The sequence below is a fragment of the Haloarcula sp. CBA1127 genome (assembly GCF_001485575.1).
Taxonomy (GTDB): domain Archaea; phylum Halobacteriota; class Halobacteria; order Halobacteriales; family Haloarculaceae; genus Haloarcula.
In genome coordinates, this window is record NZ_BCNB01000005.1 from 1 (window position 1) to 26,898 (window position 26,898).

Here is a 26,898-nt window from a genome sequence, read left to right on the forward strand (position 1 = left end):
CACCTCCTATTAAGACCAATCCGAGTCTCGTTTGATCGACCAATCCATGTGCAATGAGTCCTAACACTATTGCGGCAACTCCTACAATATGTATACAAATTGCAGTCTCTTTCTTATCCACATTCGACACTCCCATCGTTGCTGGTATCAATCTTTCACTCAAACGATCCTATATATCCTCAGTCAATCCTTTTATCTAACCATCTTGTCTGGAAATTAAGGTACTAGGACGGATGCTCCTTTGCATCGTCCTCAGGGAGTGGATGTTCGAAAAGTCGCTCACCGGACTCCTCGCAAGTAACAGCAACCACCTTATGTGAACTACAGCAAGATTCTACGACTTCTTCACCCATTTGAATGTCTCCGCCTGTTGTCGGGCAGATTTCGATGAACATTCGGAGCGCATTGAGAATCTGGCCCTTCTTTTCAAGCCGATAGTCGCTCCAGCCAGTGAGCTCTGACCGAAGTACGTGACAGGCGGCGATATCGCGAGAAGCGCTGCTTTGGAGGGCCACTGTGAGACCAGTCGGTCATTAGTCTGTAATATTCTGGTATCACCTTGTTCAGTGAGTTCGAACTCTTTGCCCTCAGTTTCGATCCCAATAGTATCCGTAATTAACGCTGCCGTGATTTCCGTCGTATTCAGCGAATCAACCTCGTCTATCCAAGCGGTCTCAAAGGAGTCTGTGAGACAAAGATCATCTGAATCAGGGCACGGTTCGAGTATGCCGTGGTCAGTGAAGAATAGTTCAAGATCATCCTCCGATGGTGGTTGGTTATCCGCTGATGTGTGATGTCCGTTAGTTGCAATGTCGTCAGTAGCCACTTCTGTGTCAGCTGTCTCCTCACTCCCGGTTCCAACAGCTGCTCTGTTGGAGGACGTGTCATCACCAGTCTCGATGTCGGCAAAGCCCGTAGCCAGCTCGGGTTCCGGGTCTTTCCCAAACCAGCGGAGCACCTCTGTAGGAAGATACCGCTTAGTGAGTGTCGGGGTTCCTGGCACGAGGTAGCCGCGCAGATAGATCAACCCGACTGAGATACCGAATCCAACGATCCCACCCAATTTTGATTTCCGGGCGATAGTAGATCCAAGTATCGTTGCAATAGCTAGATTGAGGGCTGTACATGGCTCACACCGGTTCTCGCCAGTATATTCTGGTTGTCGGAGGGTATCTACTACATCTATGTCCATACAACTCTTGCTCATGTGTTGATAAGGTATTTAATTTTATATTTGACCAAGACATAAACCGCGATTCGGAACGATACCTATACAAACAACCACGCGGAATGTCACACGATATAGTGTTCACAAGACGATCATTTCTTGAAAGCATTGCCGCAGGTAGTGCCGCCATAGGTACTGCTGGGACTGGACTTGCAGACGACCAGTCAATGGTCAATAACAAAGAAGTGTATATTGTCCTTGGCGATGGGAAGGCCTAGGTGATCGGCTTGCAAGTAGAGGGTATAGAGTACTGCAGGAGTTGGCAGGAGGCTCACTCGTTCTAATTGTGGGTCCTAGAGACAGCGAAGACGACCTTCGGTCACTCCCCACCGTCAATGATGCTGTTGCAAACCAGACCTTTGAGGTCGGCAATCTCACACAGCAGACGAAGGGTCTGTCTCGGATACAACATCACTGTCTGAACAGCAGTGGGACAAGGAACTGACAAATACGTTCGCCGCTCACGACATCGCCACTGGTGATGGGACCCACGCTTGCGGTTATTGACACTGGTGTTAGTCCCTCCCATCCAGATCTTGAATCGAGGGTTGATTTGGAACAAGGCCGATTGTTCCGAACGGCCAAATCCACGCCGGACAGATACTTATCAGACCACATGAAGATGGAGAGTTCGGTAGGGATACGGTCGAACTGCCGGTCGGAGCTGATATCGACGGGCATGGCACCCATGTGTTGCGGGGATTGCCGCTGCCAATGGTACCGACTCCGGAATTATCGGCACTGCACCCGCTACAACGATAGTTCCACTTCGGACGATGTTTTACAGACAAATCAGTGACCACTCCTCTGTGAAACAGATAACCGTAGCTGATACGCTGCACGCGCTGACTATGCCGTCGAGATTGGGGCTGACGTGGTCAACATCAGTCTTGGAAGCAGGACCGCTTTCCGCCTCTGTAACACGACAGAGATTGTTTTCCGCGTTTCGACGTGTGATTCAGCACGCGGTCAAACAAGGCACTGTTGTCGTTGTTGCTGGAGGAGATCAGGGAGCGGATTTTCACCAGGATCCTCCATATGAACTCCCCTCAGCGAACAGAGGCGTGATCAGTGTTGCCGCAAACCGGCCAAACGACAAACGTAGACACGACTCTAACTATGGGGACAATGTCATCGATGTCGCTGCGCCAGGTGGTGGGTATGACACACAAGAAAAAACGTGGAACGCAGATATCTCCGAATGGGGTATTCTATCGTCACTACCCAAGTATATCGGAGGCGAACAATACGGCTACAATGCTGGCACATCAATGGCAGCCCCCCAAGTGACCGGACTTGCCTGTCTCATCCGCGAAATCGCGCCAGGGCTCCATCCCCGCGTGTCAAGCAAGCTATCGAAAAAGGTGCAGTTGAACTCTCGGGAGAAAACACTGCTGGGCTTGGAGCAGGGCGTATCGACGCGATTAGGTCAATTTGAACGTGTTTCTAGTCCACAATAAGTAATTTATACCGTTATTTTCGGTGAACAGCGTGATTAGCGCAGTAGAGGCCTACTGAGATCTTGGTATTGGCATAGAATATTATGTCAAATATTATTATGGCATATACTTGAATTTGCAAGATTAGATGTACACAGCATGATATAACACCGTACGCTTGTAAGATTGATTGGTTAGTGCTTCTGAGGACATTCTATGACGGATAATCATGACAGAAAAAAGACTATATGGTTTGGGTTTAAATTGCTGATTGTAGTTCAAAGCTATGAAACGACGAACTTCATACAAGCAGCTGGATCGGCTACCTCTTCCCAATGGCTGTAGATACAGTATCGGCAGAATCAACAGAAGATATTAAAAAATCTGAGCAGCTAGTTATTGGGGTTAGTATAAACGATGACCGTTTAAGAAGTGAAGCAGATATACTTCGCTACCCTCCAATCATCACAGAAAAAAAGGGATATATTCGTGATTACAATGATCGCCGTATTTCTATTCAGATGACCAAATTTTAGCATATCGTGAAGATGGGGCTATCCAAACTGGAAAAAACGATTCAGTTGATATTACGGATCTCTCCGGACTACAACATGTAGAAGCATCTAGTAAGGATGTTCAAAAACTTAAGCTAAGTCGAAGTAACAGGAACATATCCCTGGATATCAATGGAGAATCTACTACGGTTCCAGAACAAAGCAGTAAAACAGTAGAACTCAGTTCTACTAAGAATCCGGCCTCAATAGACATAACTAATCATGGAGTGATAAAATTATTTGCGCATAGAGATAAACATCTACTCCCTAAAAATAGCCGCCTTGGTCAAGACGTTATCAATGCCAGAGTTCGGGCGAAGAGGCAAGGATCTTCGGCAGACAAATTCATCTCCTCAGAAACAGTTGAGCGAGATGTTACCGAAATCCCAAGTATAAATGCAATCGCTGTAGCGGAAGAGCGCACTGGCAAATCCGTCCAACCCAAACAAGACACCACGAGCAGGTACAAACAGTGTAGGTTGTATAGCTAATAATGTAGCATTTATTACTACTGAAAAGGGAGACAATAGAGATCCACAGTCACACTCAAACACCGTTGCTGATGTATGGTCAAAGGGATATTGAAGATGGATCTTGTGAATATCTACTCTCTACTTCAACGCCTGGTCAAACAGTCTCTCTCAGCGACCCAGATTCACCAGATGATGCTCTTGATCAATTAAAGAATAATTCAACTATTCAAGACATCCTTAGTGACAATACTAACGGTGTTGTTGTCTTGGATACGCGGCAATATCAATTAGAAGTTGGTGGCCAAGTTCATACAATAGGATCCGCTGGGCAGGATAATGCAATCGCATATATAACCCAGGATGGTGACGAAAAAGCCTCAACACACGAAGTCGGTCATTTATATGATGCGACTCATGAGCATGCGGAGAATTGGGGGTTAGCTGAATACACTACCGTCTCACGTTATGATATTGACACGTGCCATAACAACGAACTTCAGCCTTTCTTGAAAAACCGATTTAGCTCATGTAATACAACAGACATTCGTAATCATATTGACTCGATATATGGCCGCGATTAATCACTAGACGGCGTCGGATCAGGTCGGCAGAATGACGACGTTGGAGCAGGAGACTTTGGAATGTGCCTACCCTAATCTCCCGCTTCACTAAGCGAGTTAACTTCGCAGCCAAAAGAACTGGCGATGATTGGGATGAACCTGCCGCCCCAGAAGGGGGCGGCGGGTTCACCGATGCAGCGATGATTTCCATCCACTGTCTACGGATTTACCTCGATACGACCTACCGAATGACAATCGACCGTCTGAAAGAGATGCCACAAATATCGCGGGATATCGGCCTCAAAACGGCCGATCTTCCGCATCCATCTACGTTATGTCTCGCTTTCGATAGAATTAGGATGGCGGCTTGCCGGACCCTTCTCCAACAGTCCGCTGATCTTCACGACACTGGACCGATCGGAGCTATTGACGCCACATTCTTCGAGCGGTCGCCTGCGAGCCGCTCGTACTGCAATAAGACGAAATACGAAGTACAAGATCTCAAAGCCACGAAACTCATCGATACAGAGACGAACGCTATCCTTGACCTGCACTGCACGACCACTCGGGAAGGGAGTAACGCCGATATCTGCAAGCAACTTGCCCGCAGGCACGCGGGCGAGTTGCAGATCCTCACCGCCGATAGAGGATTTGACGGTACATGGTTCCGTGAGCACCTCCGAGAAGAGCTCAGGATCCGTCCGTTGATTAAGCACTGCATCAACAAGCCCTACGATCACGTCTCTCGACGGCGGTCGATCGAACCCACAGCTAAGCCAGACAACCGTATTCCGAAGCTCCTCCTCAACCGGGCGAATCCCGTAGATGTCGTGATAGTAGCAATGAAGGAAGGCACACATCATCTCTGGAGGCTCGTGTTCGCCCCGTCTCCGCCGGGGCGAACACGTCGAAATCTTCGAGAAACTCGAAGGAGAGATGCTCAAACAACGCTAGCGTCTCGGTCTCCGCGACATTGAAAAACGACTCTACCGAAGGATCATCTTGCAGGGTCGCTGGACTCATCCATCTCAGCGTTCACCCTGCTCTTTGGCGTGGGAACTGTTCTATGACACCCTCTTGGAGAAAGTTGATAAGGAACCGCAGCCAACAATGTCATATGAAATCAAAAACCATCTCACTAGCGCTCCTACTTGCCGGGTTGCTCGGATTTAGTGGTGGTATGATCATATTCTATACTACATCTATATCGGCAGGGACCACATTAATTCAAATGGGGATCCCATACATTGCAGTAGGAGCAGTATCACTCGGTATCATCTTTCGCAATAATAACTCTCTGAAAGTGTCAATAATACCATTACTATTCACAATCAGTTCTGTTGTTCTATTAGGTGTAATGATGAAGGAATTCTCTTACTTGCCACATTGGATAGGAGCCGTTCTTAACAACAGCACATATATATGGGTTTTAGTACCATCAGGAGTTTCGCTCGCATTTACTTTAGGATTTGTCTCATCTAAACGGGATCAATGGCTTATTACTGGTATTTTCGGTATACTATTGCTACCACTTGTGGCTACCGGTGTTCAGACAGTACAAACGATGACACCAGGGATCTCTCTACGATATATTTATCCAAGAGTGTTTGCGACTGGTACTGGTACATTACTAGGAATCCCCCTATATTGGTGGGGAACTCGACTAAGGAACAATATTAATCTGGAAGCTGTTTCTTCTACTCCCAAGGTGTTGCTATGTTCTGTAATTTGTTGTCTTCAAGTGGTTCTCCTCGTAATGGGGCTCAGTCTACACCGCCCCCAATTAGCATCGCAGGCATACCTACTACTAGTTGCAGTGTCGATACTTCCGCCGATGTTCGCAATAATCAAGATCAGTTCCTCACAAAGTATCGTTAGTTAGCCTGATTTGAGTTGCCTGTTCTGTCGTGATAATCGTCGATAACGGTTGAACAACACTAATCGAAGACAGAGCTGGCGGGGGAGACCAGCCGCCGACAGCGCCAGCGTAGCCACTCACAAGATGGCGTTCTCGGTCGGGGACTATCGGTGGAACCGGTCACAGTTGGATGGTTTGCGGAGACGGCCCGGCGCACCGAGAAAGTCGCCCACGCAGCCCGCCGAACCATACTGATGGACTTCTTGAATGGCCACCACCAGAGGTCACCCGCCTCGGCGGAGCGTTGCCACGTATTCGTAGTGAAGATACCCTCAAACATATATAGCGGGCACGGAACGAACCCAACCGGGATCCCAATATATCGAGGACTGTCAACAGTCGTTCCAGAAACAGATTGACCACCTTGGCAGAGTTTCTGTCGATGATACGGGCTCTAGCGGCCATCGAACTCTAAGTGGACGAACCAATCGATTGATAGTGGCGATTGCTTCGCGTTTTTCGATTCGTGATTGATGTATTAGCCACGAACAGCGAGAGATTAGCAGCGATAATCATATTATTCGGCGGGTTGAGGATGAACTCTCTACCGAGCCGTGAGAAATTGAGAAGTCCGACCCAACGACCGTCTACGCACAAAATTAGCGCCGAAATGTGGCTTTTTATTGATATTCTCTCCGATTCTCTCTTAAGCCACATTATACCGAGGACCGGGAGGCTATCGACATATTTGGCTTCGACCGCTACTCCGCCAGTCGTTACTACGCAAAACGTATAGACTACATCTTCAGGTCGGTCAAGACAACAGCGTTGGTAGACTGTGAGTGCTATCCTACATATCCACTGTCCGATGCAATCCCACGACGCCCAAATCAGATAGCGGGTTCTCACTCAGGGTCTCAACTGATTACAGACGTTATCCTGACAAGAAGATCACTGTAAATATGAACAGAGCGTTGCTCTACGTCTGAACAAGCTCAAGAATCCTACTCGTCTTCCTCGGGCTGAACATCCCGAAGCCGACCACTGATATCCTGCTCGTACTCTTTTAAGAGCGTGTAGAAATCTGCAATCGTCTCCTCAGCAGTCTCACCCTTCGCTTTGATCGTCACAGTGTCTTCGTCTCGTGTCCCGGTTCCTCGTTTCAGCCGAGCCTCCATACTACAGCCGACATCTGTTCGTTCTACTTTCTCAACTGAGCCTGGCTCTGTGTCTGATTCGTTTGACATGGTGCTTCTCAGGACGCTCTCACTGGAACGCCCCTCACCCGACTGGGGCACACAAAACAGCCCAGGGCGTCATACAACTCTTCACAAGGTATTGGTTTCAGACAATATGGCCTGAATTGACCACACAGTTGAGCGTGCGTACTGACCAATATCAACTGGGGAGCTACTAGAGACCCTGTAATTCCATCAATCAGTTTAATTAAATCCCGAGTTCATTCGCACATATGTCGGAGAAAGGAAACTCAGCCGTTGAAATTCGTCGGTTTCAGTCCGAGGACGGCGAGCGTATCCGTGAGTTAAACGAAATTGCAATGGCAACGACTCCTGAGTATGAGCCAGATATTCCAGATAAAGACCTCCAAGATGTTCAAAACAACTACCTCGACAGTGGCGGGGAATTCCTCGTTGCGATTGTAGATGGCACAATTGTTGGTATGGGGGCCTATGCGACACCGAATGAGTGGAAAGAGGACCTCATTCAACTCAATAGCCAAACCACTGAACTAACACGAATGCGTATTGATCCTGAGTGCCATGGGCAGGGAGTTGGAAGTGTTGTCTACCACGAGCTTGAACAGCGTGCGCGGCACGATGGATATGAACAGTTTGTTTTGGACACAGGTGTTGAGAACGACACCGCGCGTGGGTTCTACGAAAACCTTGGATTCCAATTCCAGCAGGAGGTGTCCATCGACTTTGGAGATCTAGCATTTGAGCTGGTTCTGTACAAAAAGTCCATTACTGAATAGTTGTACTGTATTGAGCGGGCGGGGGAGAGCAGAACGAGTATGCGAACCGTTGTATGACACCCTCAAAACAGCCGTCAATCGCTACTCTTGAACGCATCCAGACCGGCCTGCTCGCTCGGGACGGATGTTGCAACTGGAGCTGTTCGATCCTTCGAGCCCGCATCCCTCTGTTGCTCTGGACTGGGCTGGTTGCCTTCCTCAACCGTATTCTCGAAGGCGTCGGTCACCCACTCACGAAGTTCAGAGACTTCCTCCTCGTCTAGCTCGCAAACGCTGCCACCCAACGAAGAGTACGAGGTCTGCCACGCTCGCTGGAACTCGACAGTCAGTGAGTCGCCCTGGATAACGTAGGCATCCAGATTCAGGAAACAGCAGTTCAGTGCTGTCATCCGTGCACATATCGGGTCCTTGTCTTGCCCGAAAAGTAGCGCGTCTGGCTGCTTTCGACCGGCAACCAGTAGCATCCGACCGCTCCCACAGGCCGGGTCAAGAACCGTCTGCCGGTCGTCGGTATCACTCTCGCCTGCAACGCCGGCGATCTCGGTCATCGTCTCGCAGACGGTGTGTGGGGTGAAGTGCTGGCCGAAGGCATCGCTCGACATCCCGTATTCCTCGTAAACAGCGCCTAGGACGTCCGCATTGGTGGCTGCCATTCGCTCTTGGAGCTGACCGAACGCTTTCGAGAAGAGGTCGACTGACCGTTGTCCCTCGGGATGGTCCATATCGCCGCGCTCGCGGTAGTCGTCGACGATCTCCAGATATGGGTCGTCCCGGCGCTGAAGCGCGAACAGCATGAGGTTGACCCAGTCTCGAAAGACCGTGTGGGCACTATGCCCGCGCTGGCGGATCTGCTCAAGCGTTTCAACAATCCCGTCGACGTCGATCTGTGGCGAAGCCATTCTCTCTCAGCTCAGAGAGAGGCACAAAATCTGGCCTGCCGGTTAGCGTCGCTCAGGGAATTCTATCCGTCGATCGGTCTGGTTGGTACAGGTCGTCTATTGGCCATCAAGTGATACACCGAATTTTAATAGTGTAATAGAGATTAGATGAAGTATGAGTTCCAGTCCCTCCCTCAGAAACCGAATCCGTCCGAGAGCGTTTTTGATTATACTAGTGTTTGTTGTGGGCGGTACCTATTTCGAGTTTATATTTTCTGGGCCACCAAGTCTGTATTCAGTTGCTCTCTGGATAATTGTCGTTCCGTTGTTGTTCTCCACGACAGTGAATGGTGTCCGGAGTCACTATCTCTACCAACCGCTCGCGTATGGCAGTTTCATCGCAATCGGTGTCCTCAACTATCTTGACGGTACTTGGTTCCTTCTCGCAGGGTTGTTCATCCTCGCAGGGATTGTCGGACTGGCTTCTGAACTTCACAATCAGTATACCCCCACAGTTTCCAGACCGCAACAATAAGTTCGCACGCTCACTGAATGTTCGTTTCAACCGCGCTCACAAGCAAAGAAACTCGTTCTGCAGCAGCTACAGTAGGTCGTACAGGTCTTGGGCCAAGCGCCGGTAGCAGTCTTGACTGGAGGCGGGAACAGGATCAGCCTCTTCTCTGTCCTTCGCGATGACACTGGCGAACTGCTTGGGCGGTTTCCAACCGTCGTCTGTTTCCCGGGCATCCAGCTCTTTCATCAGCGCGTGTTCACCGTCAGCGGTGACGTACAGTACGCGAAGCCCCGGCTTCTCGCTCAGTGGTCCTCTGAGTAGCTTCCCAGTTCGTGGATTAACCAGCCACTCAAGCAAAAGCCCAGCCCGACACTGGATTGCGTACAGTTGTACCTCATCTTCTTCGGGAGATTCTGTGCGACCCTTATCGGCCCACGATTGGGGCAGCGGCCGGTTGTCTGTCTCATCTTTCCAGCGCCATTTTAGCTTTTTCTGACCGCGATTGCGACGTCGGTATTTACTGCTCATTATTGGATTCTCTCAGCCGCTAGAGAAACACAAAATTCGCTTCTCGTTGTCTCTATAGCAACTTTCTTGCTGTTTGGGGATATATGTGTTAGTACGAGGACTCACCATGAAAACAGCCGAGTCCCCCACTACGATTAGCGAGTGTTTGCCCCCAGACCAGTGGATATCCCGCCAGCCCAGCGGGACCCGTGATCTCGACTTCCAGCAGATCCGAGAGCGCCAGTCAGCGACGTGGAACGCTGCGCTCGATGCCGATGTCGACGTGACAGAGGGTAGTCGTCCGGACCTGTTTCTCGTCTCCGTCGACGGCGACTGTCCGGTAAACTGCTCGCTGGCCGAGCATCCCAACGGGACCCACGCCGGCTGGTGCAGCTGCGAGGTCTTCCAGACGACGACCGTCTGTCCACATCTCTGTGTCCTTCGTCAGTACGCTGCTCTCGGCGATCTCGGCCTGCCAATGCGAGAACAGGCCTGAACTACGATCAGTCCTCACTCACTTGTATGCCAGCCAGTGGCCGGACATCAACACGTCCAGACCGGTCGTGGTCAAGACACTGGCACAGTCGCCTCCGAACCGTCGCTCGCGAACACGGTTCCACAGCAACACCTACTCGTGGATCGTCTCGAATCTGAACATACTCCGCGTCGACGTCCAGTTGCGTGTGCTTGACCCGACACCAGATTGTCTTCTTCCCTTCCTGCCCTAGATCGGTCACATACCGAGCAGCCAGCGCTTCGTGGTGAAGCTCGACGAGAACGCGTTCGACAAACGATACGACCATCGTTGGCGACCGCAGCGCCGAGACTGACGCAAGAACAGTCTCAGAGTCGTGCTGTGCCGCCGATTCGGGAGTATCAGTTACAGACATATTTCTCTCGCAGGACGCGCTTTCGGGCTCGCCCTGCACCTCATCGGGGCACGCAAAACAGCCCGTCACGACGCCTCATTCAACGATGTGTTCCTCGATCTGCTGGAACCACTGGCGGATCGTCTCTGGGTGCAAATCCAACGGCTCGCTGATCGTCCCCTGTGTGAGTCGGATATCTGACTCCCGACTGGCGAGGTACAGAGCGCCGGCTGCAACCCCATCCGGTCGCCCGTTGACCTCAGCGGACTCGGTTGCCCGCTCTGCCAGTTCGAGTGCCCGCTGTCGAACCTCCGGCGCAACATCAAGCGGGAGATCCGAGCAAATCCGTGCCACCCAGTCCACCGGGAGCGATACTGGAATTGAGAGTTCGAGTTCCATCAAAAACGTCCGGTAGCAGTTCCAAGCGTGCGATGCAGAACACCGAGCAACGTCAGCTACTGTACCCATCGTCACGAGCCCGGTGCATCGGCAGGCAGCATACACAGCGGCCGCTGCACCGCCTTCAATCGACCGTCCGATTAGCAGGTCCTCGTCCTGCGCCTCCCGGAAGAACGTGGATGCCTGCTCTTTGACCGACCGACTCTCAGACAACGCACTCGCAATGCGTCGGACTTCACCGAGCCCGTGAGCAAGGTTCCGGTCGCGCTTGCTGGAGTACTTCGACCGACTGTGGAGCCGCCGCTGGCGAGCAAGCTGTCGACGCCGTCTTGGAGAAATGTCCGAACTCTCAGCCGAGCCGATGTTCGTCGACAGGCCCCGGTCATGGCGAGTGGCCGTTCGGGGGGCACCCGTCCGCTTCTGTTCCTCCCGATTGTACGTTCGCCACTCCGGCCCGTGGTCGATCTGGTCTTGTTCGGTCACCAGGCCACAGTTCTCACAGTGCGTTTCCCGCCCGCTGCTATCGAGCGTGCCGCCGCACTCGGGACAGCCCTGTGCAGCTGCAAACAGCTCTGTCTGGACAGTTTGTGAAGACATTAACACCCTACTGGAGGCTCAGAAAACACGCTGTGGCGCCCGGTCAGGCGTCGGGCAGTTTCCCATCCGGGCGCGGGACTCGCTTGGCTTCGATCTCGATCTCGACCCGGCGACGGTGCTTGCATCGCTCGGCGGTATCGGGACAACTGCATGTCTCCTCAAGCACGTCAACCTCGTACCGGCTCCCTGACGCCGAATGGATCTCGTAGCGACCGGGCTTTGCGAGAAAGGAAACGTCGATATCTTCCTGTTTTGCTCGCTTCGTGCGTGGCGCGTCCTCAGAAGTGACGGCCAAGGGGTCCCCTTTGGGGTCTGTGACGCCGCCGTCGTTGAACCGAACCTGCATGACCCCACCGTCAGCGACCGCTTTTCGAGGTTCGCCGTCGACGTGCATACCGAACTGGTCGTCCAATGCTTCGTCGTCCACCCATTGTGGGATGGGTCGCTCGCCGGTCGCGAAGGCGACTCGCTTCTCGTGCTTGCACTCCTCGTTGGGATTGTACTGCTTCCACGGGCATTCGCAACTCCCTGTTCGAGCGTCGACAAGGTACTCTGAGCCAGAGCCAGAGTTGACCAGGAAGAGATCGTCGGCGTTGCGTGCCCGACCAACCGAGTCCATCACCGTCATGACTTCGGTCAGCGCTCGAACGGTTCGGCTGTTTGGACTGGCCTCTGCAATCTCACTCTCATCGATGCTGGCGGCATCGCTACTAGATTCTGTGGTAGCCATGAATAACAGGCGGCACGCCCTCTCTGGGACGCCCCTCACCCCGCTGGGGCGCAGAAAATTCGAGGGTTAGAGTTTGTGAAGACGTAAGTCTACTATCGGGCAGAAGTGGGCAGTACAGGGGGCGCACGTATCGGTTAGGACAGAGAGATTGCTCAGCAAACCGCGTACGTCGATGAGGGAGTACCGTCTTCCTGAATCATCACATATGCGCCTCCATAACACTGATTCGTTTTGATAGTTACCTGCCCGGCTTCATTACGCGCAGTCCAATAGATTTGAAACGTCTCGATACCATCAGGAGACGCTCTATCGGTGTTGTAGACCTCTCGGTCTTCGTCGGGGTCAAGTACATAACTTTGATTGTGAACGGTCTCCCCCGTCGCATTTCGTACAACAGTAATGTCGAACGATGCGCTCTCATTGCCATAGTTTTCGAGATACACTGGATGATCTGAGGCCGGTTGTTCCGAAGCGGGAATCCCCATACATCCAGTTACGAATAATATCGCTGTGAAAGCACAGAACGCCTTCAGCCAGCGGTCACGCATGACTTGAGCATATAGTAATCAGCATGAATACTTTCTGTTGCATACGCACGCTTATTGAGCAGGCGTTGCAGCCGGCACCATGGCTAAAGAAACTGCCTTCTCACCGCCCGATCAGAGCTCGGTCGCCTGCATCTGCTCGTGGGCGTCGGGATTGACCACCGGAATGACGCCCTCGATATCCTCCTTGCCGTACCTTCACGAATCAGATCATGGATATCGTTCGCGAGGGCAACAGCCTCGTCTTGCTTGGTGGAACTCGCCTCGTTCTCCGGGAAGTCAGCTGGCCCGACACCCTCGACAACGATGAACAGGTGGTCGTCACTCATTGTCGACCTCCTCGACGAGTAGCGTCGTTTCGGTCAATGGATCGCGGGAGGTCGACAGGTTCTCCGAAGTTTCCAGCGTTTCCTCGACCAACTCGACCAGTGCCTCCGGTGCATCGCCAAAGTGAACGATAGCGTCGGGATCAGGATAGTTGTCGTACTGCTGTGTAGTCGCCTTGTCTGTCTCATTCTTACTCATAATCGGTAGGCGGCACGTCCTCTCTGGGACGCCCCTCACCCCACTGGGGCACAGAAATTACCCGATGGCGCGCTCCTTGGCGGCCGGTTCATCACGACGGGCCTTGCCTGCCTCTAGAAGCGGGACCGCCGGACCGGCCTGCCGGTCCAAGGTGGAGCGTGTCCCCCGAGCGCTTGCGCTCGGGAACCGTGAGCGTGAGAGAAAGCGAAAGAGAGGCTGGTACGACCCTCGATTAAGTCGCGATGACGTTCCCGTTTTCGTCGATGGTGTACCTGAGTAGGTACACGTTGCCGTCGATATGCCGGGACTTCTTCGGGAGCGTCTCGTTTAACCACTCTTCACGGTCGGCGTCGGTTTGGATGTCCTCGTTCGGAGAATGGACGCTGAACAGGTCCATGCTGACCCAGCGATTGACCGTCTGCTCGCCGGACGGGGAGTACACCTTCACCTGCTCCTTCTCAGCGTCAACACCGACGACAGCGACTGCAGACGTTCCCTCAGCCGTTTTCAGTCCATCGCCGATATCCACGGCTTCGGGGTCGATGTCGAGGCTGTCGCATTGCTGTGCAGCTGTCTCGTCTGTCTTGTTCTCAGTCATAATCGGTATGTAGAGCGCCCTCCGTGGGACGCCTCTCACCCCACTGGGGCACAGAAATCACGCGACGGCTTTCTCCTCGGCATCCGACTCATCGCGACGGACTTCGCGTGCCCGCAGTCGAAGCTGAGACTGGACTGGCGTCCGGCTCTCGTGCTGGTTCTCGTAGGCGAGATACTGCTGGATCGTCTCGATGGAGTGCATACAGTTGATGCCAGCGACGATTGGCTGGAGGTGGTCGGCGTCTAATAGCCGTTCAGGAGGGAGTTTGTCGAGAATTGGGTCGCTCATGTGGCTTCCTCCCGGAAATTATCAAGTGTTGTCCTTCGCTTGTACCGACAGTCCGGGTAGTGAGCTAGAAGCGTCTCGTCGATGGCCTCCCAGAAGCCGACCTTGTGTGGCATAACCGACTGCCAGAGGCGAGCGCGTGCCAGTGCTGCCCCAACACGCTGGCGTTCTTCGCGGCGCCACTGCTCGCGCTCAATCATCGCCATGGCGACGCTCCCTCCGGTCTGTCTGCCATGTATGAGGTGGCAAGCTCCAGCCCAGCATCGAGTGTGCTTCGCGTCCCGACCAGTTTGGTCGCCCGTTCGAGCGTCCAGCCAACGTTGCTGTGTTTAAGCAAGACTGTCGCTCCGGTGTCGGGAATATGCCACCCGATCGTGTCGTTGCCGACAGCGAGAAATTCCCATTCACCGACAGCGGCTTCTTGTGCCGCGCTTTGCTTGTCAATCAACGCATCCGAGCGTGGGCCACCAGCGCCGAAGTCACCCAGCGTGGCTGTCCCTACTGAGTTCATGCAAAGACCTCCCGGCGGTCCCAGCCAGCGAGTTCGGCTTCAATGGCGCTGATGATACTCGTAATCCGAGATTCTAGCGTGTCTGCCTGCTCACCGTCGACGTCTAGAAGCGAGCGAAGTTCGAGTACATCCGGCAGGGCAACGCTGTCCGATTGCCGGGCCACCGCACGGAGGACAACCGCTTCAACATCGGCGCTCCCGGACTGCGCTCGAACAGTTGTCGCGATGGATTCGACGAACTGCGGAGTGGTTGGCTGAGACAGGCTTTCCGAACGACGGCAGGACATATTCTGAGACATCCTCTCACCCGCCAGAGGAACACAAAATTGGGGCTCACTACCCCTGTGGATGGGTTTTTACTTGCATTGGTGGCTGAAATACCTGCTCAACAAGACTACAAATGTTTCAGGTTCTCGAATCAGTGAATCTGCTCGTAAGAGCTGTGATGAATTGGTATTAAATGATGCTATTACACTTCTATAGATATGGAACGAGACGCAAAACAGCCCATTCTTGGGAGGTGTGCTCTTTGGATAAACGATCTAGATCTCAGTAAATCCTACTGGATTCTCCTCCTCACGAATTACGGCATCTACGACGAGGAGAACGAACATATCCAGAATCTCTTGAACAAAGCCGAAAAATCATCCTCAATAATCCTTAGCTCCCTTCAGCGTCTCCAAAAGAGTAGATTAGAAGTAACTCTTGAGTTCTTTATGTGGCTGTATCATGAAGACGAGGAGTTATGTTTTGAAATTCTTAAATATATCTATCAAGACTTCAAAGACGATGATGAAGTCCCTGAGCCTTATGCTTACGTAGATGAACTAGAAGACCTCAAAGAGGGCGGTGATTTTCCTCAAGTTGATTTAGACCAGATCGTACCAGCTACTCCGAAGGCATTTGAAGATGGAGATGAGCTAGAATTCTACTATCAAACAAAAAATAAGGTCTCTCGGGCTACTGAAGAGGTTTTTATTATCGACGCATACGCTAATGAAGAAGTAATCTGGTATCTAAAAGAGACCTCTGAAGATATTGAGAAACGTATCCTCACACAGGGAAAGAAGGAAGGCCTGAGCAACGCGGCTGAAAAGTTAGTCTCTAACAGTAATCACCGTATCGAGGTACGTAGAAATGGAAAGTGCCACGACCGCCTGATCTTTGTTGACGACCAATGCTTCGCAATAGGGGATTCACTCCACGCTGCTGGAACAAAGCCGATGTACGCCGTCAAGTTCGGTGCTAGCGAGAAGTTTCGTCAACCTTGGGAGCAAATGTGGGAACAGTCTCAAGAATACGCGGTTTTTGAGGACTGAATCTTCTTACTTACCAACGCTTTCATCAAGGCACCCAAGATCGTTCATTGTGCAGTTTCCACTCTGTACTGCTCATCAGCGGATCAGACTCACCGGTTTCAGGGAACTACCGCCGGCTACTCAATCCACCCGCCGATCTCAACCTGTTCACTGTCTGTTGGAGCATCGTCGGTCGTCTTCGTAGCTGAGTCAAACGGTGGCTCAACGAGACACGGCACTTCGTTGTCGTATGTCCGGTCGGGACATTTCACGCAGTCGACCGGCACGATAGGACTGCACTCAGTGCAAGAGGTCGCTGTTCCGTCGAAGCCGTTGATGCTCACTGACCAGGGGATGACGCTTGCAAGTCGATATGTCTCCGCTGCTGGACGGCGAGTACTAGCAGACCCACAGCCAACGGCCCCACAGACGTCGCAGGTGAGGAGATGGTCTCGATCTGCCTCGTGGAAGAGCGACGACGCCTGCTCGACGTTGTCGCGGTCCTGAAGCGCACAGTCCCGGCAGATCGTGAATCGGAACACGCCATCCTCTCGATCCACTTCGTCGGGCCACCGGACGTACGTGTACGCCTCGCCGGAGATATCGGCTCTGTCTCCACAGAATCGACAGTACTCGGCCGTTGCCTCGGGCTGGACGCTGCTCATCGGGACCACCGTGCAAGTGTTGATTGCTCTCTAGCAGTGTCCACAGGGCACAGAAAGCGCCATTTGTAGCGCTCTCGAATCGGCTTGTCCTCGCGGTTGCTTGCCTGCCCTGGTTCTCGGTAGCCTGTACAGGTCCAGCCCTTGTCTTTCAGTGCTCGAACCATCGCCCCGTCGTAATCCGAGCGAACCCACGTTAGGAGAAATCGAGTGTCGCGGTCGTCAGCCTGCAAGAAGTGTTCTTGGGAGCGAGCCAGCGCTGCTGAGGCAAGATTAGGCATCTGAACGCCCATGCAGATCCGCGCGGCCTCGACGAGCGAGTCGCCAGAAATTACCTCGCTGTCGACGACTGGCGTATCCGTCGGCGGAAGCACTCGCCGGGCAGTCGATCGAATCTCTGCAGGAAGGCTCTCAATATCGACGGGCTCAGGACAGAGCTGGCCGTCGACGCCGTACCGAATGCGCTTTTTCGAGATCAGAGGGTAGCGGTACGTGATAGCTCCAACGAGCGAGCCTTGGAAGTACAGTCCGTGATGGGCGAGATTGACCGACGGTAGCGACCCCATATATGAGTGATGCGCCTCGTACACGGCAGCTGCGGTGTCCCTGTCGATTGGTTCGACGGTGACGTGATCGGCGAATCGAATCCCGAGGGGTGCCGTGAACGGGTCTCCGCCGGCGTGGATCGGACAGGAACACTGCTCTGTCTCCGCTGGCGGGCGATGCTGGAACGACTGTGCTCGCGTCGACGCTGAGTGTATGGACATCCTCTCACCCGCCGGAGGAACAGAAAACCGCTATCGAGTCACCAGGGAGTAATCACAATGCCGGCGTCCGGACCCTCGATGTATATCGGTTCACACCCACGATAGAAGATCGTGAATCGTTCTGGCTGGTACACAGGATGCTTCGCAAGCGTTGCGACTGCACGGCTCATGTCCGCTGGCGGGAACTGTGGCTCGCCTGACCGGAGGGCAAGGCGACCGGACTGGAGCACGTCCCACGACTGGAACTGGTAGTCGGCTGGAGGGGTGAACGTCTCTCGGGCCGTCGCGACAAGATACTCCGCACCGTCGACGACTTTTCCGGCTATGGAATAGCGAGCAGACTCCGGACGAACGGTGACAGCGCCATCGAACACAGAGACTACTTCATTCTTCCAGACAAATGGCGATGGTGGCTTGACGACTGGAATTGGTTTCTCGTCGAAGGTCGGTTCAGAACTGTTCTCAGATGCTCCGCCACTGGCTTCGGATGTGTGTTCTGTCATCCTCTCACCCGCCGGAGGAACAGAAAATTGGTGAGCTAGTCGAGACTAGGGAGCCGCTCAGCGATGAGAATCCCACCTCCCGGTCCTTCTAAGTACAGTGCTGTGTGCCCTCGGAAGTAGAGGGTGTATCGCTCTGGAACGTACTGATGGCCGGTCGAAAGCGTCGCGATGGCCTTCGACAAGAGCCGTGCCGAGAACAGTGGGTCGCCGCGATGATTCGCCAAGCGGCCGGATTGCAGTGGCTCCCAGCTGTCGAACCCGTGGTCTGCTGGCGGCGTCAGTGTCGTCCGGGCCGTTGCGATCAGGTAGTCAGCCCCGCTGACAACTTTGCCAGCCGTGTTCGCGACATCTGGAATGAATTCCACATTCCCCCCGAAGTCGGTTATCGTCTCGTTTTCCCAACGCAATGCTTCTGGATGGCCGGCGACCGGCACCGGCGGGCCTCGGAAGCCCTCGCTTCGGATGTGGGATTTTGCTTTGCTCTCGCAACCGAATGTCTCCCCGCAGGTACACTCGAACGATTCGTCGTTGCGATAGTAGCCGTCAGTATCCTGTGAGCGGACAAGTTCGCCGTCGTCGTCCATGTAGATGGTATCGACATACCCCCACGAGTACGACACCTCAATCTCATGCTCCTGTCCGGGCTTGCTGAAGTCGAAGCCGGCTTGCTGGTCTGGCTGTCCGTCCTGCGTCTGAGTCGGGTCAGTTGCAGTCATCCTCTCACCCGCCAGAGGAACACAAAATCGCTCGATCCAGCGTATTAACCAACAGAAGTCGTGAGTGTTGGTTAAGAAGCTCGGTATCGTGGGTTTGCGTGCTACTCAGCTCGATCACCTGCCCCACCGTCGGTCGTAAGACTCGTCTGTCTCGTGGCAAGGAACCGCTCAGGGACGCTCTCGAATGCATCCAGCCCCGCTTGCTCAGTCCCTTCGACGTCGACGCCACTGTGCCCTGTTTGCCACGTAGCAGAGTCGCGCTCGAAGCCCCCGTCAAAGGCTGAGAGTTCTGATCGTCGGGCTGGAGCCGCTGCCGACGAGAGTTCTTCGGCACGGTCTGAAAGCCAGCCCATCTGATCGAACATCCCGTCGAAGTCTCGCTCCTGGAAGGGGAAGCGGACTGTCGCTTTCGGCGGGAGGGCAGTGTACGTCTCCCGCCCGGTCCGAATCGCAGTTGGTCGTCCCTCGAAGATACCACGCTCGTCCAGCACGTCGACGTAGTCGCTGCCGGCCAGAACAACCAACTCTCGACAGGGGGACTCCTGCTGATCGGCTGCGTACGGCCGCCGGAGCCAATCGCCCAGTGATGAATGGACACAGAGCGCCCACCGATCTAGCTGGGTCTCGACTCGGTCGCCCGATGGAAGCCGGTAGTGTGGCTCACCCTCGATGGGTTCTCCACGCAGGTTCTTGATAGCCGTGTCGTACGGGGCGACCGTCTGCCGAGGCATTAGTATCGCGTGTTCCGCAGAGAGGACACCCCAAGAATTCGCTCGTCGGTCAGCAGTTCGAGCCCACTGGACAGCGGCCTCAGCATATGACCGCTTGACCGAGAAATATGACGATGTGTAGAGGCTGCGAGCCTCAGCTGGATCGTCGGTTTTCGCGTCACCGCACCCGACAAGTACGAAGCGGCCACGAGTTCGCTCAGTCTGTGTAGTAGTCATCTGTCTCCCTCGCCCCACGGGGAGTCACAAAACTCTCTGAGGCTGTCCGGTCGGCTCTAGCCGTGGACCTCAGTGGGGATGAGTCCTGCCCGGTATTCCACTCTGTCTCGCTCGTGTTGGCTCCGGTACGCGAGCGTCTGTCCGTTCTCGTACTCGACGACAATCGCATCCTCAAGGCCATTCACAGTCGCTCTCGAACCGTCAGCAGCCCAGACGGGGTCCATCGGTTCCGCTGTTAGCGGATTCCGGTCTCTCTCTGCAGTGGGCCACACACCCCGCGATTTCCAGTATGACCGGATGTGTCGCAAACTCTCTCGAACCGTCTCTTGGATCGAGAGATGGTCCGCACTCCCGTAGCCGTGTGGTGAGAAATACTCCCCGTGAAGTGCCGCTAAGTGGACCCCGTTCCAGTCGACGCCAACGATATCGGCTGGCTCCTCGCCGGTCACGCGCGGTTGTGTTAGTTCCTCGATCACTGGATACTGTTTTGTCGGACTTGCCCCCAGCAGATGCACTCGCCGTCCCCGCCAGTCCACGATGTCCGTGTACTCCTCGGCAGTCTGGTCAGAATACCCCATCGGGTAGCCAAGTATCATGTCCTCGTCGATTACGTCGATTGCTTCGTGGCATTTCGGAACGATGATGACCTCAGTCTCCGGAAACTTCCGTTTCAGCTCCCGTCCGGCTTGGTTGTACCGTCTCGCCTCCTGTCGGTCGTATGCGTCCCCGAGCATCCCGACCGACGGCTCGTACTGCTCGAAGCGCTCAATGTACCGGTCCAAGTCAGGATTCCGGAAGTCGTTGTCTAGAATCTCAACCGGGACCTCGACGTTCCGAAGTTTGGATTGATACGAGTAGTCCTCGCGAACACCGACGGTGAATCCGAGACGGTAAGCATCGATTACGAAGGGCTCGCGATGAAGGAACCCGATGTAATCAGCCCGCTGTGCATCGCCGAGAGCCGCCGCTGACCAAGAGTGTCGTGCCTCAGAAGACATCGAAATCACCGAGCGCGCCCACCGGCGCGCCCAGCTGGCAGGCGCGGCAAAAAACGACCCCGCGGGTTAAATACCGAGACGAGAGGAAGTGTCTGTCAGAATGAAGGAAGGCATCGAATCGCAGTACGACGACCCTGACAGCTACCGGGGCGACTACCCTCCGGACTGGCCTTACAGGATTGTTTTCCGGAAGCAGTTGGACAACAACACTTGCGCCAACTGCGAGATGCAGTACCCCTCGGAAGCGTTGGAGGTCCTGCGACGAATCCCTGCCGAGAACGGCGGGACGAACAAAACCACGAACCTACTGACAGTGTGCCCGACCTGCGAGGACGATGTCAAGCAGGAGGGCCGTCTGAACCTCCCAATGTCGCTCAAAGAAGAGCCAGCCGGCGGTTCCGAAGAGGACACCCACAGAGTCCTGCCGCTGCAGAGTGACGTCCCAAGGACTGAGGAAACTGAGACTGACGTGACCGAACAGGCGGGGCAATCCCGAGGGTCCTCCCGCTTGGAGGTCAACCACATTCCACGGTCGACGAGGACTCCAACCGACCGACCGACGACGGAGGGGAGCGATGAACAGTCCGACCAGGGCGACACTGCCGACGAGCGTGCTATATCGAGTCGGGTGCTCTTCGCGTCCATCGGGGGGACAGCGATGGTTCTGGCATATCTCTGTGCGATTGCTGTCGCCTCTTTCTTGCCCCCGCCTGTGAGTGACGTAGCGTTCTACGGCCTCCCGCTGGCTGGGCTCGTGACCGGAGTCCGATGGCGGCTCTCGACAGCCGTTGCGTCCGCCTACGTAGTCAGCATGTATGCTGCACTCTGGCAGGTCTTCTCGGCGGAGCCGTCAGTACCGGGGTGGGTCCCCGTAATCGCACCACTAGCTGGGATTGCCTACGGACTCGTCGTTGAGCGGACTGGGTTCTCGCTACGGAACCACTTCCGTTCTCAGATCCGCGATTGATGATCCAGCGCTTCTGTTGACGAAATATACGCCGATAACTGGTCCACGACAGAGGGGTCAAACTCGTCAGAGACGTGTCGCACGTTCCACAACCCAGATTGATACACCTCAGATTTCGGCGAGTGATACCCGAGCCAATCGAGGTCCGATGGCCCTGCGGATCGACGATAACTCGATACCATCGCGATAGTGTTCGCTTCGATCACCGCTCGGTCACACTCGGGTCCGGGGTCGCCCGGAACGTCAACCCAGAGAAACGGCAGATCACGGATATACTCCGATACACGCTGTTCAAGTTCGTGTTCCTGCTCGCGAACAGCAGTCGTCTCGGCGTCGGGATTTTGCTCGCCCCAGTGGGGATACTCGTCGTGCCAGCCGTGCTTCTCGATCAGTGCCCGTCCGACGTGCAAGCGAAAAATCGAACCACGATGGTTGCCACCGCCGGCGTACTTCCCGCGAACGTTCCCACGATGTTGCCTGAGTCGGTTCCAGAGCGTATTCGATGAGCCTGCACTGACGCCGACGGTCCCGATCCGGGAGAGTCGCCAGTCGACTGCTGTCGCTGCGCGAAGGTCGCTTGCTGGCGAGAAGAAAAAGTAGACTCCCCGGTCGGGCCACTCCAGCCGACCGTTCACATCCCCGAGGTAGTATGGGCCGCCGATTTGGTCACGCAACTCTGCCAGCACACTCAGAAACTGTCCGACAGGGCTGCCACCCGACGCTGCTGTTGAACGCATCTTGGACTCCCTCACTCCAAAGGGGAGTCACAAAATATGGCTCTCAAGCACGACTGGAAAGACACCGCACCCTCTCAGCTGTCACCTTCGACGGCATCGATCAAATCCGCTGCAGTCGATGAGATACGGTCCAGCCGGTCCCGCAACGTCTCTGGTGCGTCACCGTCCCACGCCGCGAGGTAGAACGCCGAGTTGTCGGGGTCCAGCCCAAAGTGGCGACTGACCACGTAGGCAACTGCCTCGGCCTCGACCTCACGCTTCGAACGCTCCGCCTCATCCGCAACATCGAAGTGAAGATCGGCGTGTGCGAACTCATGAATCAGTGTACTCGCAAGAGCGGCCCGATTGTCACGGTCGACTGCTTCCACCATCGGATTCGTGGTCGTCACGCTCCGACGCTCGCAGACACCCCGTGCAGACCCGTGCTCCCACTCTTCCGGAGCGACGATTCTCGCGTCGACACCGATCTCGTCGGTGGCGTCCAACAAGTCCTCGACAAGTCCATCCGGGTCGCCGTAGGCTTCTGTCTCCAGTTCGGGAAGCGGCTCGCCATCGGTCTGGGAGATATCGAACACCGACGTTGGCCGGAACCCGACTAACCCTCGACGCCACTGCTCGGGGTCTGTCTCGTCGTACTCACAGTCCGTGTTCTCGTGATACGACGGCGAGTTTCCGCACGCGGGGCACTTCTTCGTGATAATTGGAGCCCAGATCCAGATCGCGTCCTCGCCTTTCTGGACGTAGCGGTCGAACTCATTTTGCCACGTATTGTAGCCGGCGACCCGGGTTGCCTCGGGACACTGGAGCTTGATGAGCAGCGTGTTCCGGGCCGAATAGTCGTGGAACTTCGATTGGACGTCAAGCCACTGCTGGAACTGCTCGCTGGCCTGGGCCTCGTTCGTGAGGTCGACGAGATCCTCGACCCACGCATCGAGTTTGTCACGCATCTCCTCGTCTCGGGAGTCGGAATCGTCGAAGGTGCAAGTGGTCTGCTGGCTGGACTGCTCCGGCATATCTGACTGTATCGTTGACATTGATCTATCTCCGGGACACGCTCTCGGGCACGCCCCAGCACCTCCACTGGGGGACAGAAAATTGACTACTGCTGTTGGGACCGCGTTCTGTATCTCTCTGGCGGGTAAAAGACGACGTGAATAGCAGAACCAAGGTTGTACCACGATTTCGGGAGAACAGAGACTTCTAGCCCCCACTCGGAAGCGAACTCGAAGACGTCGAACCACAGATTGTGGGGTGGCTCTTGCGATTCCAGTCGCTCGATATTGCCGGGGTAAACGTGCATCGAGTACAACGCCGGCTCACCATCGTCAAGCCAGAGTGTCGAGTGATCGTCTGCTGGCGGGCTGTGAGGCGGTCCCTTCGGGTCGCTGTCGGCGTCAAGCGGCGAGTGCGGGCACTCATCGTCGCCCGTAATGAGACGCCGTATGCAGGCTGTCTCAGCAGGCTCATCGAGGTCGAAGGCTTGGGCAAACGCATCGCGCTGAAACTCGCCCATGATCGCGCCGAGCGCCCGCCAGATGTCGTCCCATCTTGGGTCCTCTGGCTCGTGATCGAGGTAGTCGTGGACGGCCTCGCGCAGCTGCCGGTACTCGTCCCACGCCGGAACAGGCTCGTTCGGGCCGGGTGTCGGCCAGTCAGTGCGGTCCATACGCTTGGGAAAATTCTGACAGGGTATCAACTCTCGGGACACGCCAGCACGCCGCGTCAGAGAAGAGGCCTTGCCGCTAACCAACACTGAGTGGAATATGGAGCACCGTGTTGGTTAGCCTGCGAGTTGGCTACTCCTCGTTTCTAGCCTCCCACCCCTTGTGGAAGTACACCAGCGCCGTGTCGGAGTTGAAGCACTGTCCGGAGGGGACGTGCTGCAAGACTTCTTGTTCTGGAATTGGTTCAACCACGCCCTCATCAAGCAGACTGTTGACGACATCGCGGCCCCGTGGCTCGTCGATCTCGACAGTATCAGGACGCTGCCGGTCGCGGTCCTGGGCGATCTGTTCACGCTCGAAGCGCTCGTAGTCTGGAACTGTTTCGGTCGGGTCCATGAAGGAAATCCCTCACTCGACCGGGGAGACACAAAATTAGCGCTAACCAACAATGGAAGAGTATGGCGGTCGCTGTTGGTTAAGACACACCACCGTTTCTGCAAAACCACGGGAACCCGAGTCAGTTCGGGAGCTTCGGCGCTATCACGAACTGCATCGCTCCATCGGCGTCAGGGAACTCTGATTTCAGCACGAGCGGGACCTCGTTGCCGATGCGTAACACCCGATTCGTTCCGTCTGGAAGGCCAGCGTTCGCTGATTTGACGAGCGACGAGTCCAGTTTTACCTCGACATCCGCAGGCTCGAAGGCAATTAGATCGGTGTCTTCCCTCCGGTACGTCATACTGTCAGTGTCACCGTCTGCGGCAAACTGCATTTCTCCGGATTCCGGGTCAACGGAGAGATCAAACCGGTCGTCAAGCATATCTGCTGCATCGAGACCGAGGGATATGTCGTCTGGACTCAGGTGGACGGTTGCCGGGATGTCAATATCCGGCATTTCAACAGGGTAGCGAAGCGATTCAACCGGGTCAAGCTCGATGGTGCGCGTTATCCCCTCGATATCGACTTCTAGCGTGCTGTTCGCCGCATCGAGTGCGAACTGTGCAAGGTCGCCTGCATCGCCAATCGAGAGTGCATCACGGACCCGTCCGACGTCCACTCCCAACGTCCCCGTCCCCGCGTCGAAGGTGCTGAATGAACTCCCAGAAACACGCAGGTCGACCATCGAGTGCCCTTGCTGGTCGGCCGCTCGGATGGCGATTCCCGACTCTGCAATCCCCAGTCGCGTCTTGTCTGTGACCGTGCCAGCCGCCGAGAAGATCCGCTCAAACAACTGAACCTCGCCGCTAATCTGGAGATGCTTCGGCGCATCAAGCGTTAGCAGGTCCGTACTGTCTATGTCTGCTTGCGTCTCGTCAGCCGCCGAGGTCTCTGGGATGCTCTCCTCGGCGTCTGTGGTTGCTGCTTCGGTGCTACTGGCCGCTGTGGACTGTGACATCTCGATTACCCTCCACTTGCCGGAGGGCGCACAAAATGGGGCGGCGTCGACGTCAGGGAACGACCGACGCGAGGCGATGGGTGCGATAGTCGACTGTCCAACGCGAGTGGTTCTGTGTTATCCGATATTCTCGAACGACTGCAACGTCTTCCAGCGACTCCTCGGGCTGCTCCCAAGTAAATTCGTAGCCGGCGACCACATCTCCCTCGTCGAGATATCCAACCGGATGGTCGGGACCGTCCCATTCAACTGAGATTAGATCGTCACTACCTGGGGGCTGGACTCCACTGCTGACTCCCCCCTGGATGACGGATGGATCGGGTGTCAACCCGTGCAACTGTGCCAAGTCACTGGCCTTGACCGTGTACTTATCCTCCTCTCCGACGAATGTGTGCTGGGTTTCCCCTCTAACAGTCGAGTACCTCACCTCCTCGATATCGACTCCAAGAGCGTCGGACAGCAGATGGGCAAACTCAGCGGCCCCCGTGAGGACCGTTCTGTTCTGTTCCTCGATCTGGAGGGTCGTTTCCGGTGTTTCAAGCGCCCTCATCGACGTGTTCTCTGGCTGGTCAACGGGCATACAACTGCACAGGAGCGTCCCTTCTGGCCCCGTCAGAATCCACGGCCGGTTTCCGCACGGAATCGCGGAGTATTTTGAGGCAGTATATCGCCCACCACCAGTGAGGACACGGAATGCCTTTTCGAGCGCCTGTGCGTCAATTCCGAAGCCGTAGCTATCAGCGAGTCCATCGACGAATGTGACTCGAGTGTCGACTGAACTGAAGTCGCCGTATGTGTCTGGGATTTGCAGGACATCGCCAGCTGCGTACTCCTCAACATATGCCCCGACGTCTCCGTCAACGACCCAGCGTGTCTGTTGTTTTGTCGCTCGACCAGCCGACGTGTTGATCGACGACACTGGCCGCTGCGTTGTCAGCCCCCAGTCCTCGTCTGGGGATGCCCAACTACCACCGTCGCGATCAGGAGCGCGACCCGTCGTCGCACATCGGGCGATGCTTGCGGCACTGGGATCGAGGTCACTGTCAGCGCTATCTCCGTCTCCGAACGTACCGATTGTGAGGTTAGCCATCCTCTCACCCGACAGAGGAACACAAAATTTTGTTTGGCTTACAGAGCATACAGAAGGATATCAGAAACTCAGAGAAACATCCAGAAT

33 protein-coding genes and 4 pseudogenes are annotated in these 26,898 nt (G+C 54.9%); 8 read left to right on the forward strand and 29 right to left on the reverse strand.

From position 1 onward, the window contains the following. Window positions 1-224 precede the first annotated feature (224 nt). Window positions 225-1,192 (reverse strand): annotated as a pseudogene (locus tag AV059_RS04040) (hypothetical protein). A 737-nt stretch (window positions 1,193-1,929) separates the two neighbouring features. Here AV059_RS04040 and AV059_RS21460 point away from each other — a divergent pair. The 4 genes and pseudogenes from AV059_RS21460 to AV059_RS21465 form a co-directional block, all read left to right on the forward strand. After that, window positions 1,930-2,688, forward strand: a complete 759-nt coding sequence (locus tag AV059_RS21460; protein ID WP_079990725.1) for a S8 family serine peptidase — start codon at window positions 1,930-1,932, stop codon at window positions 2,686-2,688. 314 nt (window positions 2,689-3,002) lie between these two features. Next, the gene (locus tag AV059_RS21890) at window positions 3,003-3,203 is read left to right on the forward strand and encodes a hypothetical protein (RefSeq protein ID WP_154020999.1); all 201 of its coding nucleotides are present in this window, start codon (window positions 3,003-3,005) and stop codon (window positions 3,201-3,203) included. Between the two features lie 580 nt (window positions 3,204-3,783). Further along, a complete protein-coding gene (locus AV059_RS21895; protein ID WP_154021000.1) occupies window positions 3,784-4,275 on the forward strand; it encodes a hypothetical protein in 492 nt (163 codons plus the stop codon). Between the two features lie 62 nt (window positions 4,276-4,337). Further along, window positions 4,338-5,009, forward strand: a pseudogene (locus AV059_RS21465) (transposase); the annotation flags it as partial. On the opposite strand, the pseudogene AV059_RS21900 reads toward AV059_RS21465, so the two are convergent. The 3 genes and pseudogenes from AV059_RS21900 to AV059_RS04050 all read right to left on the reverse strand — a co-directional run. Continuing rightward, window positions 4,989-5,277, reverse strand: a pseudogene (locus AV059_RS21900) (IS5/IS1182 family transposase); the annotation flags it as partial. The pseudogenes AV059_RS21465 and AV059_RS21900 sit on opposite strands and share 21 nt — an antisense overlap. A gap of 999 nt (window positions 5,278-6,276) precedes the next feature. Further along, window positions 6,277-6,441, reverse strand: a pseudogene (locus AV059_RS21905) (ISH3 family transposase); the annotation flags it as partial. A 675-nt stretch (window positions 6,442-7,116) separates the two neighbouring features. Further along, window positions 7,117-7,359 (reverse strand): hypothetical protein, encoded by a 243-nt coding sequence (locus tag AV059_RS04050; RefSeq protein ID WP_050038660.1) that lies wholly within the window; start codon window positions 7,357-7,359, stop codon window positions 7,117-7,119. A gap of 224 nt (window positions 7,360-7,583) precedes the next feature. Here AV059_RS04050 and AV059_RS04055 point away from each other — a divergent pair, with 224 nt between their 5' ends. Then, the gene (locus AV059_RS04055; protein ID WP_050038661.1) at window positions 7,584-8,108 is read left to right on the forward strand and encodes a GNAT family N-acetyltransferase; all 525 of its coding nucleotides are present in this window, start codon (window positions 7,584-7,586) and stop codon (window positions 8,106-8,108) included. A 74-nt stretch (window positions 8,109-8,182) separates the two neighbouring features. Here the strand turns inward: AV059_RS04055 and AV059_RS04060 are convergent, their stop codons facing one another. Together AV059_RS04060 and AV059_RS04070 are read right to left on the reverse strand one after the other, a co-directional pair. Further along, window positions 8,183-9,007, reverse strand: coding sequence for an N-6 DNA methylase (locus tag AV059_RS04060; RefSeq protein ID WP_050038662.1), 825 nt, complete (start codon window positions 9,005-9,007; stop codon window positions 8,183-8,185). 580 nt (window positions 9,008-9,587) lie between these two features. Then, a complete protein-coding gene (locus AV059_RS04070; protein WP_050038664.1) occupies window positions 9,588-10,028 on the reverse strand; it encodes a hypothetical protein in 441 nt (146 codons plus the stop codon). Between the two features lie 106 nt (window positions 10,029-10,134). Between AV059_RS04070 and AV059_RS04075 the strand changes: the two genes are divergently transcribed. Further along, window positions 10,135-10,503 (forward strand): hypothetical protein, encoded by a 369-nt coding sequence (locus AV059_RS04075; protein ID WP_050038665.1) that lies wholly within the window; start codon window positions 10,135-10,137, stop codon window positions 10,501-10,503. Window positions 10,504-10,510: 7 nt separating this feature from the next. On the opposite strand, the gene AV059_RS04080 is transcribed toward AV059_RS04075, so the two are convergent. From AV059_RS04080 to AV059_RS04120, 11 genes are all read right to left on the reverse strand, one after another. Further along, window positions 10,511-10,897: a hypothetical protein gene (locus tag AV059_RS04080; RefSeq protein ID WP_050038724.1), complete on the reverse strand. Its 387-nt coding sequence runs from the start codon at window positions 10,895-10,897 to the stop codon at window positions 10,511-10,513. A 75-nt stretch (window positions 10,898-10,972) separates the two neighbouring features. Next, entirely contained in the window at window positions 10,973-11,872 is a 900-nt protein-coding gene (locus AV059_RS04085; RefSeq protein WP_050038666.1) for a transcription initiation factor IIB family protein, read from the reverse strand. Between the two features lie 43 nt (window positions 11,873-11,915). Further along, complete coding sequence (locus tag AV059_RS04090) at window positions 11,916-12,602, reverse strand: SWIM zinc finger family protein (protein ID WP_050038667.1); 687 nt, start codon at window positions 12,600-12,602, stop codon at window positions 11,916-11,918. Window positions 12,603-12,754: 152 nt separating this feature from the next. Then, on the reverse strand, window positions 12,755-13,150 hold the full coding sequence (locus AV059_RS21910; protein ID WP_154020856.1) for a hypothetical protein: 396 nt from the start codon (window positions 13,148-13,150) through the stop codon (window positions 12,755-12,757). An 83-nt stretch (window positions 13,151-13,233) separates the two neighbouring features. Continuing rightward, a complete protein-coding gene (locus AV059_RS21470; RefSeq protein ID WP_228841638.1) occupies window positions 13,234-13,476 on the reverse strand; it encodes a hypothetical protein in 243 nt (80 codons plus the stop codon). Continuing rightward, the gene (locus tag AV059_RS04095) at window positions 13,469-13,672 is read right to left on the reverse strand and encodes a hypothetical protein (protein ID WP_050038668.1); all 204 of its coding nucleotides are present in this window, start codon (window positions 13,670-13,672) and stop codon (window positions 13,469-13,471) included. Before AV059_RS04095 ends, AV059_RS21470 begins: the two co-directional genes overlap by 8 nt. 232 nt (window positions 13,673-13,904) lie before the next feature. Further along, a complete protein-coding gene (locus AV059_RS04100) occupies window positions 13,905-14,270 on the reverse strand; it encodes a hypothetical protein (RefSeq protein ID WP_050038669.1) in 366 nt (121 codons plus the stop codon). 57 nt (window positions 14,271-14,327) lie between these two features. After that, window positions 14,328-14,558 (reverse strand): hypothetical protein, encoded by a 231-nt coding sequence (locus AV059_RS04105; RefSeq protein WP_050038670.1) that lies wholly within the window; start codon window positions 14,556-14,558, stop codon window positions 14,328-14,330. Next, window positions 14,555-14,761, reverse strand: coding sequence for a hypothetical protein (locus tag AV059_RS04110; protein WP_050038671.1), 207 nt, complete (start codon window positions 14,759-14,761; stop codon window positions 14,555-14,557). Before AV059_RS04110 ends, AV059_RS04105 begins: the two co-directional genes overlap by 4 nt. After that, on the reverse strand, window positions 14,752-15,066 hold the full coding sequence (locus AV059_RS04115) for a hypothetical protein (RefSeq protein WP_050038672.1): 315 nt from the start codon (window positions 15,064-15,066) through the stop codon (window positions 14,752-14,754). The genes AV059_RS04110 and AV059_RS04115 overlap by 10 nt, the downstream gene beginning before the upstream one ends. After that, window positions 15,063-15,353 (reverse strand): hypothetical protein, encoded by a 291-nt coding sequence (locus tag AV059_RS04120; protein ID WP_050038673.1) that lies wholly within the window; start codon window positions 15,351-15,353, stop codon window positions 15,063-15,065. Before AV059_RS04120 ends, AV059_RS04115 begins: the two co-directional genes overlap by 4 nt. A 198-nt stretch (window positions 15,354-15,551) precedes the next feature. Between AV059_RS04120 and AV059_RS04125 the strand changes: the two genes are divergently transcribed. Continuing rightward, window positions 15,552-16,385 (forward strand): hypothetical protein, encoded by an 834-nt coding sequence (locus AV059_RS04125; protein WP_050038674.1) that lies wholly within the window; start codon window positions 15,552-15,554, stop codon window positions 16,383-16,385. 116 nt (window positions 16,386-16,501) lie between these two features. On the opposite strand, the gene AV059_RS04130 is transcribed toward AV059_RS04125, so the two are convergent. From AV059_RS04130 to AV059_RS04155, 6 genes are all read right to left on the reverse strand, one after another. Beyond that, the gene (locus tag AV059_RS04130) at window positions 16,502-17,029 is read right to left on the reverse strand and encodes a hypothetical protein (protein WP_175055188.1); all 528 of its coding nucleotides are present in this window, start codon (window positions 17,027-17,029) and stop codon (window positions 16,502-16,504) included. Continuing rightward, window positions 17,026-17,793, reverse strand: a complete 768-nt coding sequence (locus AV059_RS04135) for a hypothetical protein (RefSeq protein ID WP_050038676.1) — start codon at window positions 17,791-17,793, stop codon at window positions 17,026-17,028. Before AV059_RS04135 ends, AV059_RS04130 begins: the two co-directional genes overlap by 4 nt. Before the next feature lie 38 nt (window positions 17,794-17,831). Next, the gene (locus AV059_RS04140; protein ID WP_050038677.1) at window positions 17,832-18,296 is read right to left on the reverse strand and encodes a hypothetical protein; all 465 of its coding nucleotides are present in this window, start codon (window positions 18,294-18,296) and stop codon (window positions 17,832-17,834) included. A 35-nt stretch (window positions 18,297-18,331) separates the two neighbouring features. Continuing rightward, window positions 18,332-19,012: a hypothetical protein gene (locus AV059_RS04145; RefSeq protein ID WP_050038678.1), complete on the reverse strand. Its 681-nt coding sequence runs from the start codon at window positions 19,010-19,012 to the stop codon at window positions 18,332-18,334. A gap of 101 nt (window positions 19,013-19,113) precedes the next feature. After that, window positions 19,114-19,959, reverse strand: coding sequence for a DUF6884 domain-containing protein (locus AV059_RS04150; protein WP_050038679.1), 846 nt, complete (start codon window positions 19,957-19,959; stop codon window positions 19,114-19,116). Window positions 19,960-20,015: 56 nt separating this feature from the next. Continuing rightward, the gene (locus tag AV059_RS04155) at window positions 20,016-20,957 is read right to left on the reverse strand and encodes a DUF6610 family protein (RefSeq protein WP_050038680.1); all 942 of its coding nucleotides are present in this window, start codon (window positions 20,955-20,957) and stop codon (window positions 20,016-20,018) included. A 100-nt stretch (window positions 20,958-21,057) separates the two neighbouring features. Here AV059_RS04155 and AV059_RS04160 point away from each other — a divergent pair, with 100 nt between their 5' ends. Next, entirely contained in the window at window positions 21,058-21,924 is an 867-nt protein-coding gene (locus AV059_RS04160; RefSeq protein WP_079980886.1) for an HNH endonuclease signature motif containing protein, read from the forward strand. On the opposite strand, the gene AV059_RS04165 is transcribed toward AV059_RS04160, so the two are convergent. The 6 genes from AV059_RS04165 to AV059_RS04190 all read right to left on the reverse strand — a co-directional run bounded on the left by AV059_RS04165 (window position 21,909) and on the right by AV059_RS04190 (window position 26,811). Continuing rightward, window positions 21,909-22,661: a hypothetical protein gene (locus AV059_RS04165; RefSeq protein WP_228841640.1), complete on the reverse strand. Its 753-nt coding sequence runs from the start codon at window positions 22,659-22,661 to the stop codon at window positions 21,909-21,911. The two genes, AV059_RS04160 and AV059_RS04165, sit on opposite strands and share 16 nt — an antisense overlap. Before the next feature lie 74 nt (window positions 22,662-22,735). After that, window positions 22,736-23,695: an ArdC-like ssDNA-binding domain-containing protein gene (locus AV059_RS04170; RefSeq protein WP_050038681.1), complete on the reverse strand. Its 960-nt coding sequence runs from the start codon at window positions 23,693-23,695 to the stop codon at window positions 22,736-22,738. 65 nt (window positions 23,696-23,760) lie between these two features. Continuing rightward, the gene (locus tag AV059_RS04175) at window positions 23,761-24,327 is read right to left on the reverse strand and encodes a hypothetical protein (protein WP_050038682.1); all 567 of its coding nucleotides are present in this window, start codon (window positions 24,325-24,327) and stop codon (window positions 23,761-23,763) included. 130 nt (window positions 24,328-24,457) lie between these two features. Continuing rightward, on the reverse strand, window positions 24,458-24,721 hold the full coding sequence (locus tag AV059_RS04180) for a hypothetical protein (RefSeq protein WP_050038683.1): 264 nt from the start codon (window positions 24,719-24,721) through the stop codon (window positions 24,458-24,460). A 121-nt stretch (window positions 24,722-24,842) separates the two neighbouring features. After that, window positions 24,843-25,721: a DNA polymerase gene (locus tag AV059_RS04185; RefSeq protein WP_050038684.1), complete on the reverse strand. Its 879-nt coding sequence runs from the start codon at window positions 25,719-25,721 to the stop codon at window positions 24,843-24,845. A 52-nt stretch (window positions 25,722-25,773) separates the two neighbouring features. Further along, entirely contained in the window at window positions 25,774-26,811 is a 1,038-nt protein-coding gene (locus AV059_RS04190; RefSeq protein ID WP_050038685.1) for a hypothetical protein, read from the reverse strand. Window positions 26,812-26,898 lie beyond the last annotated feature (87 nt).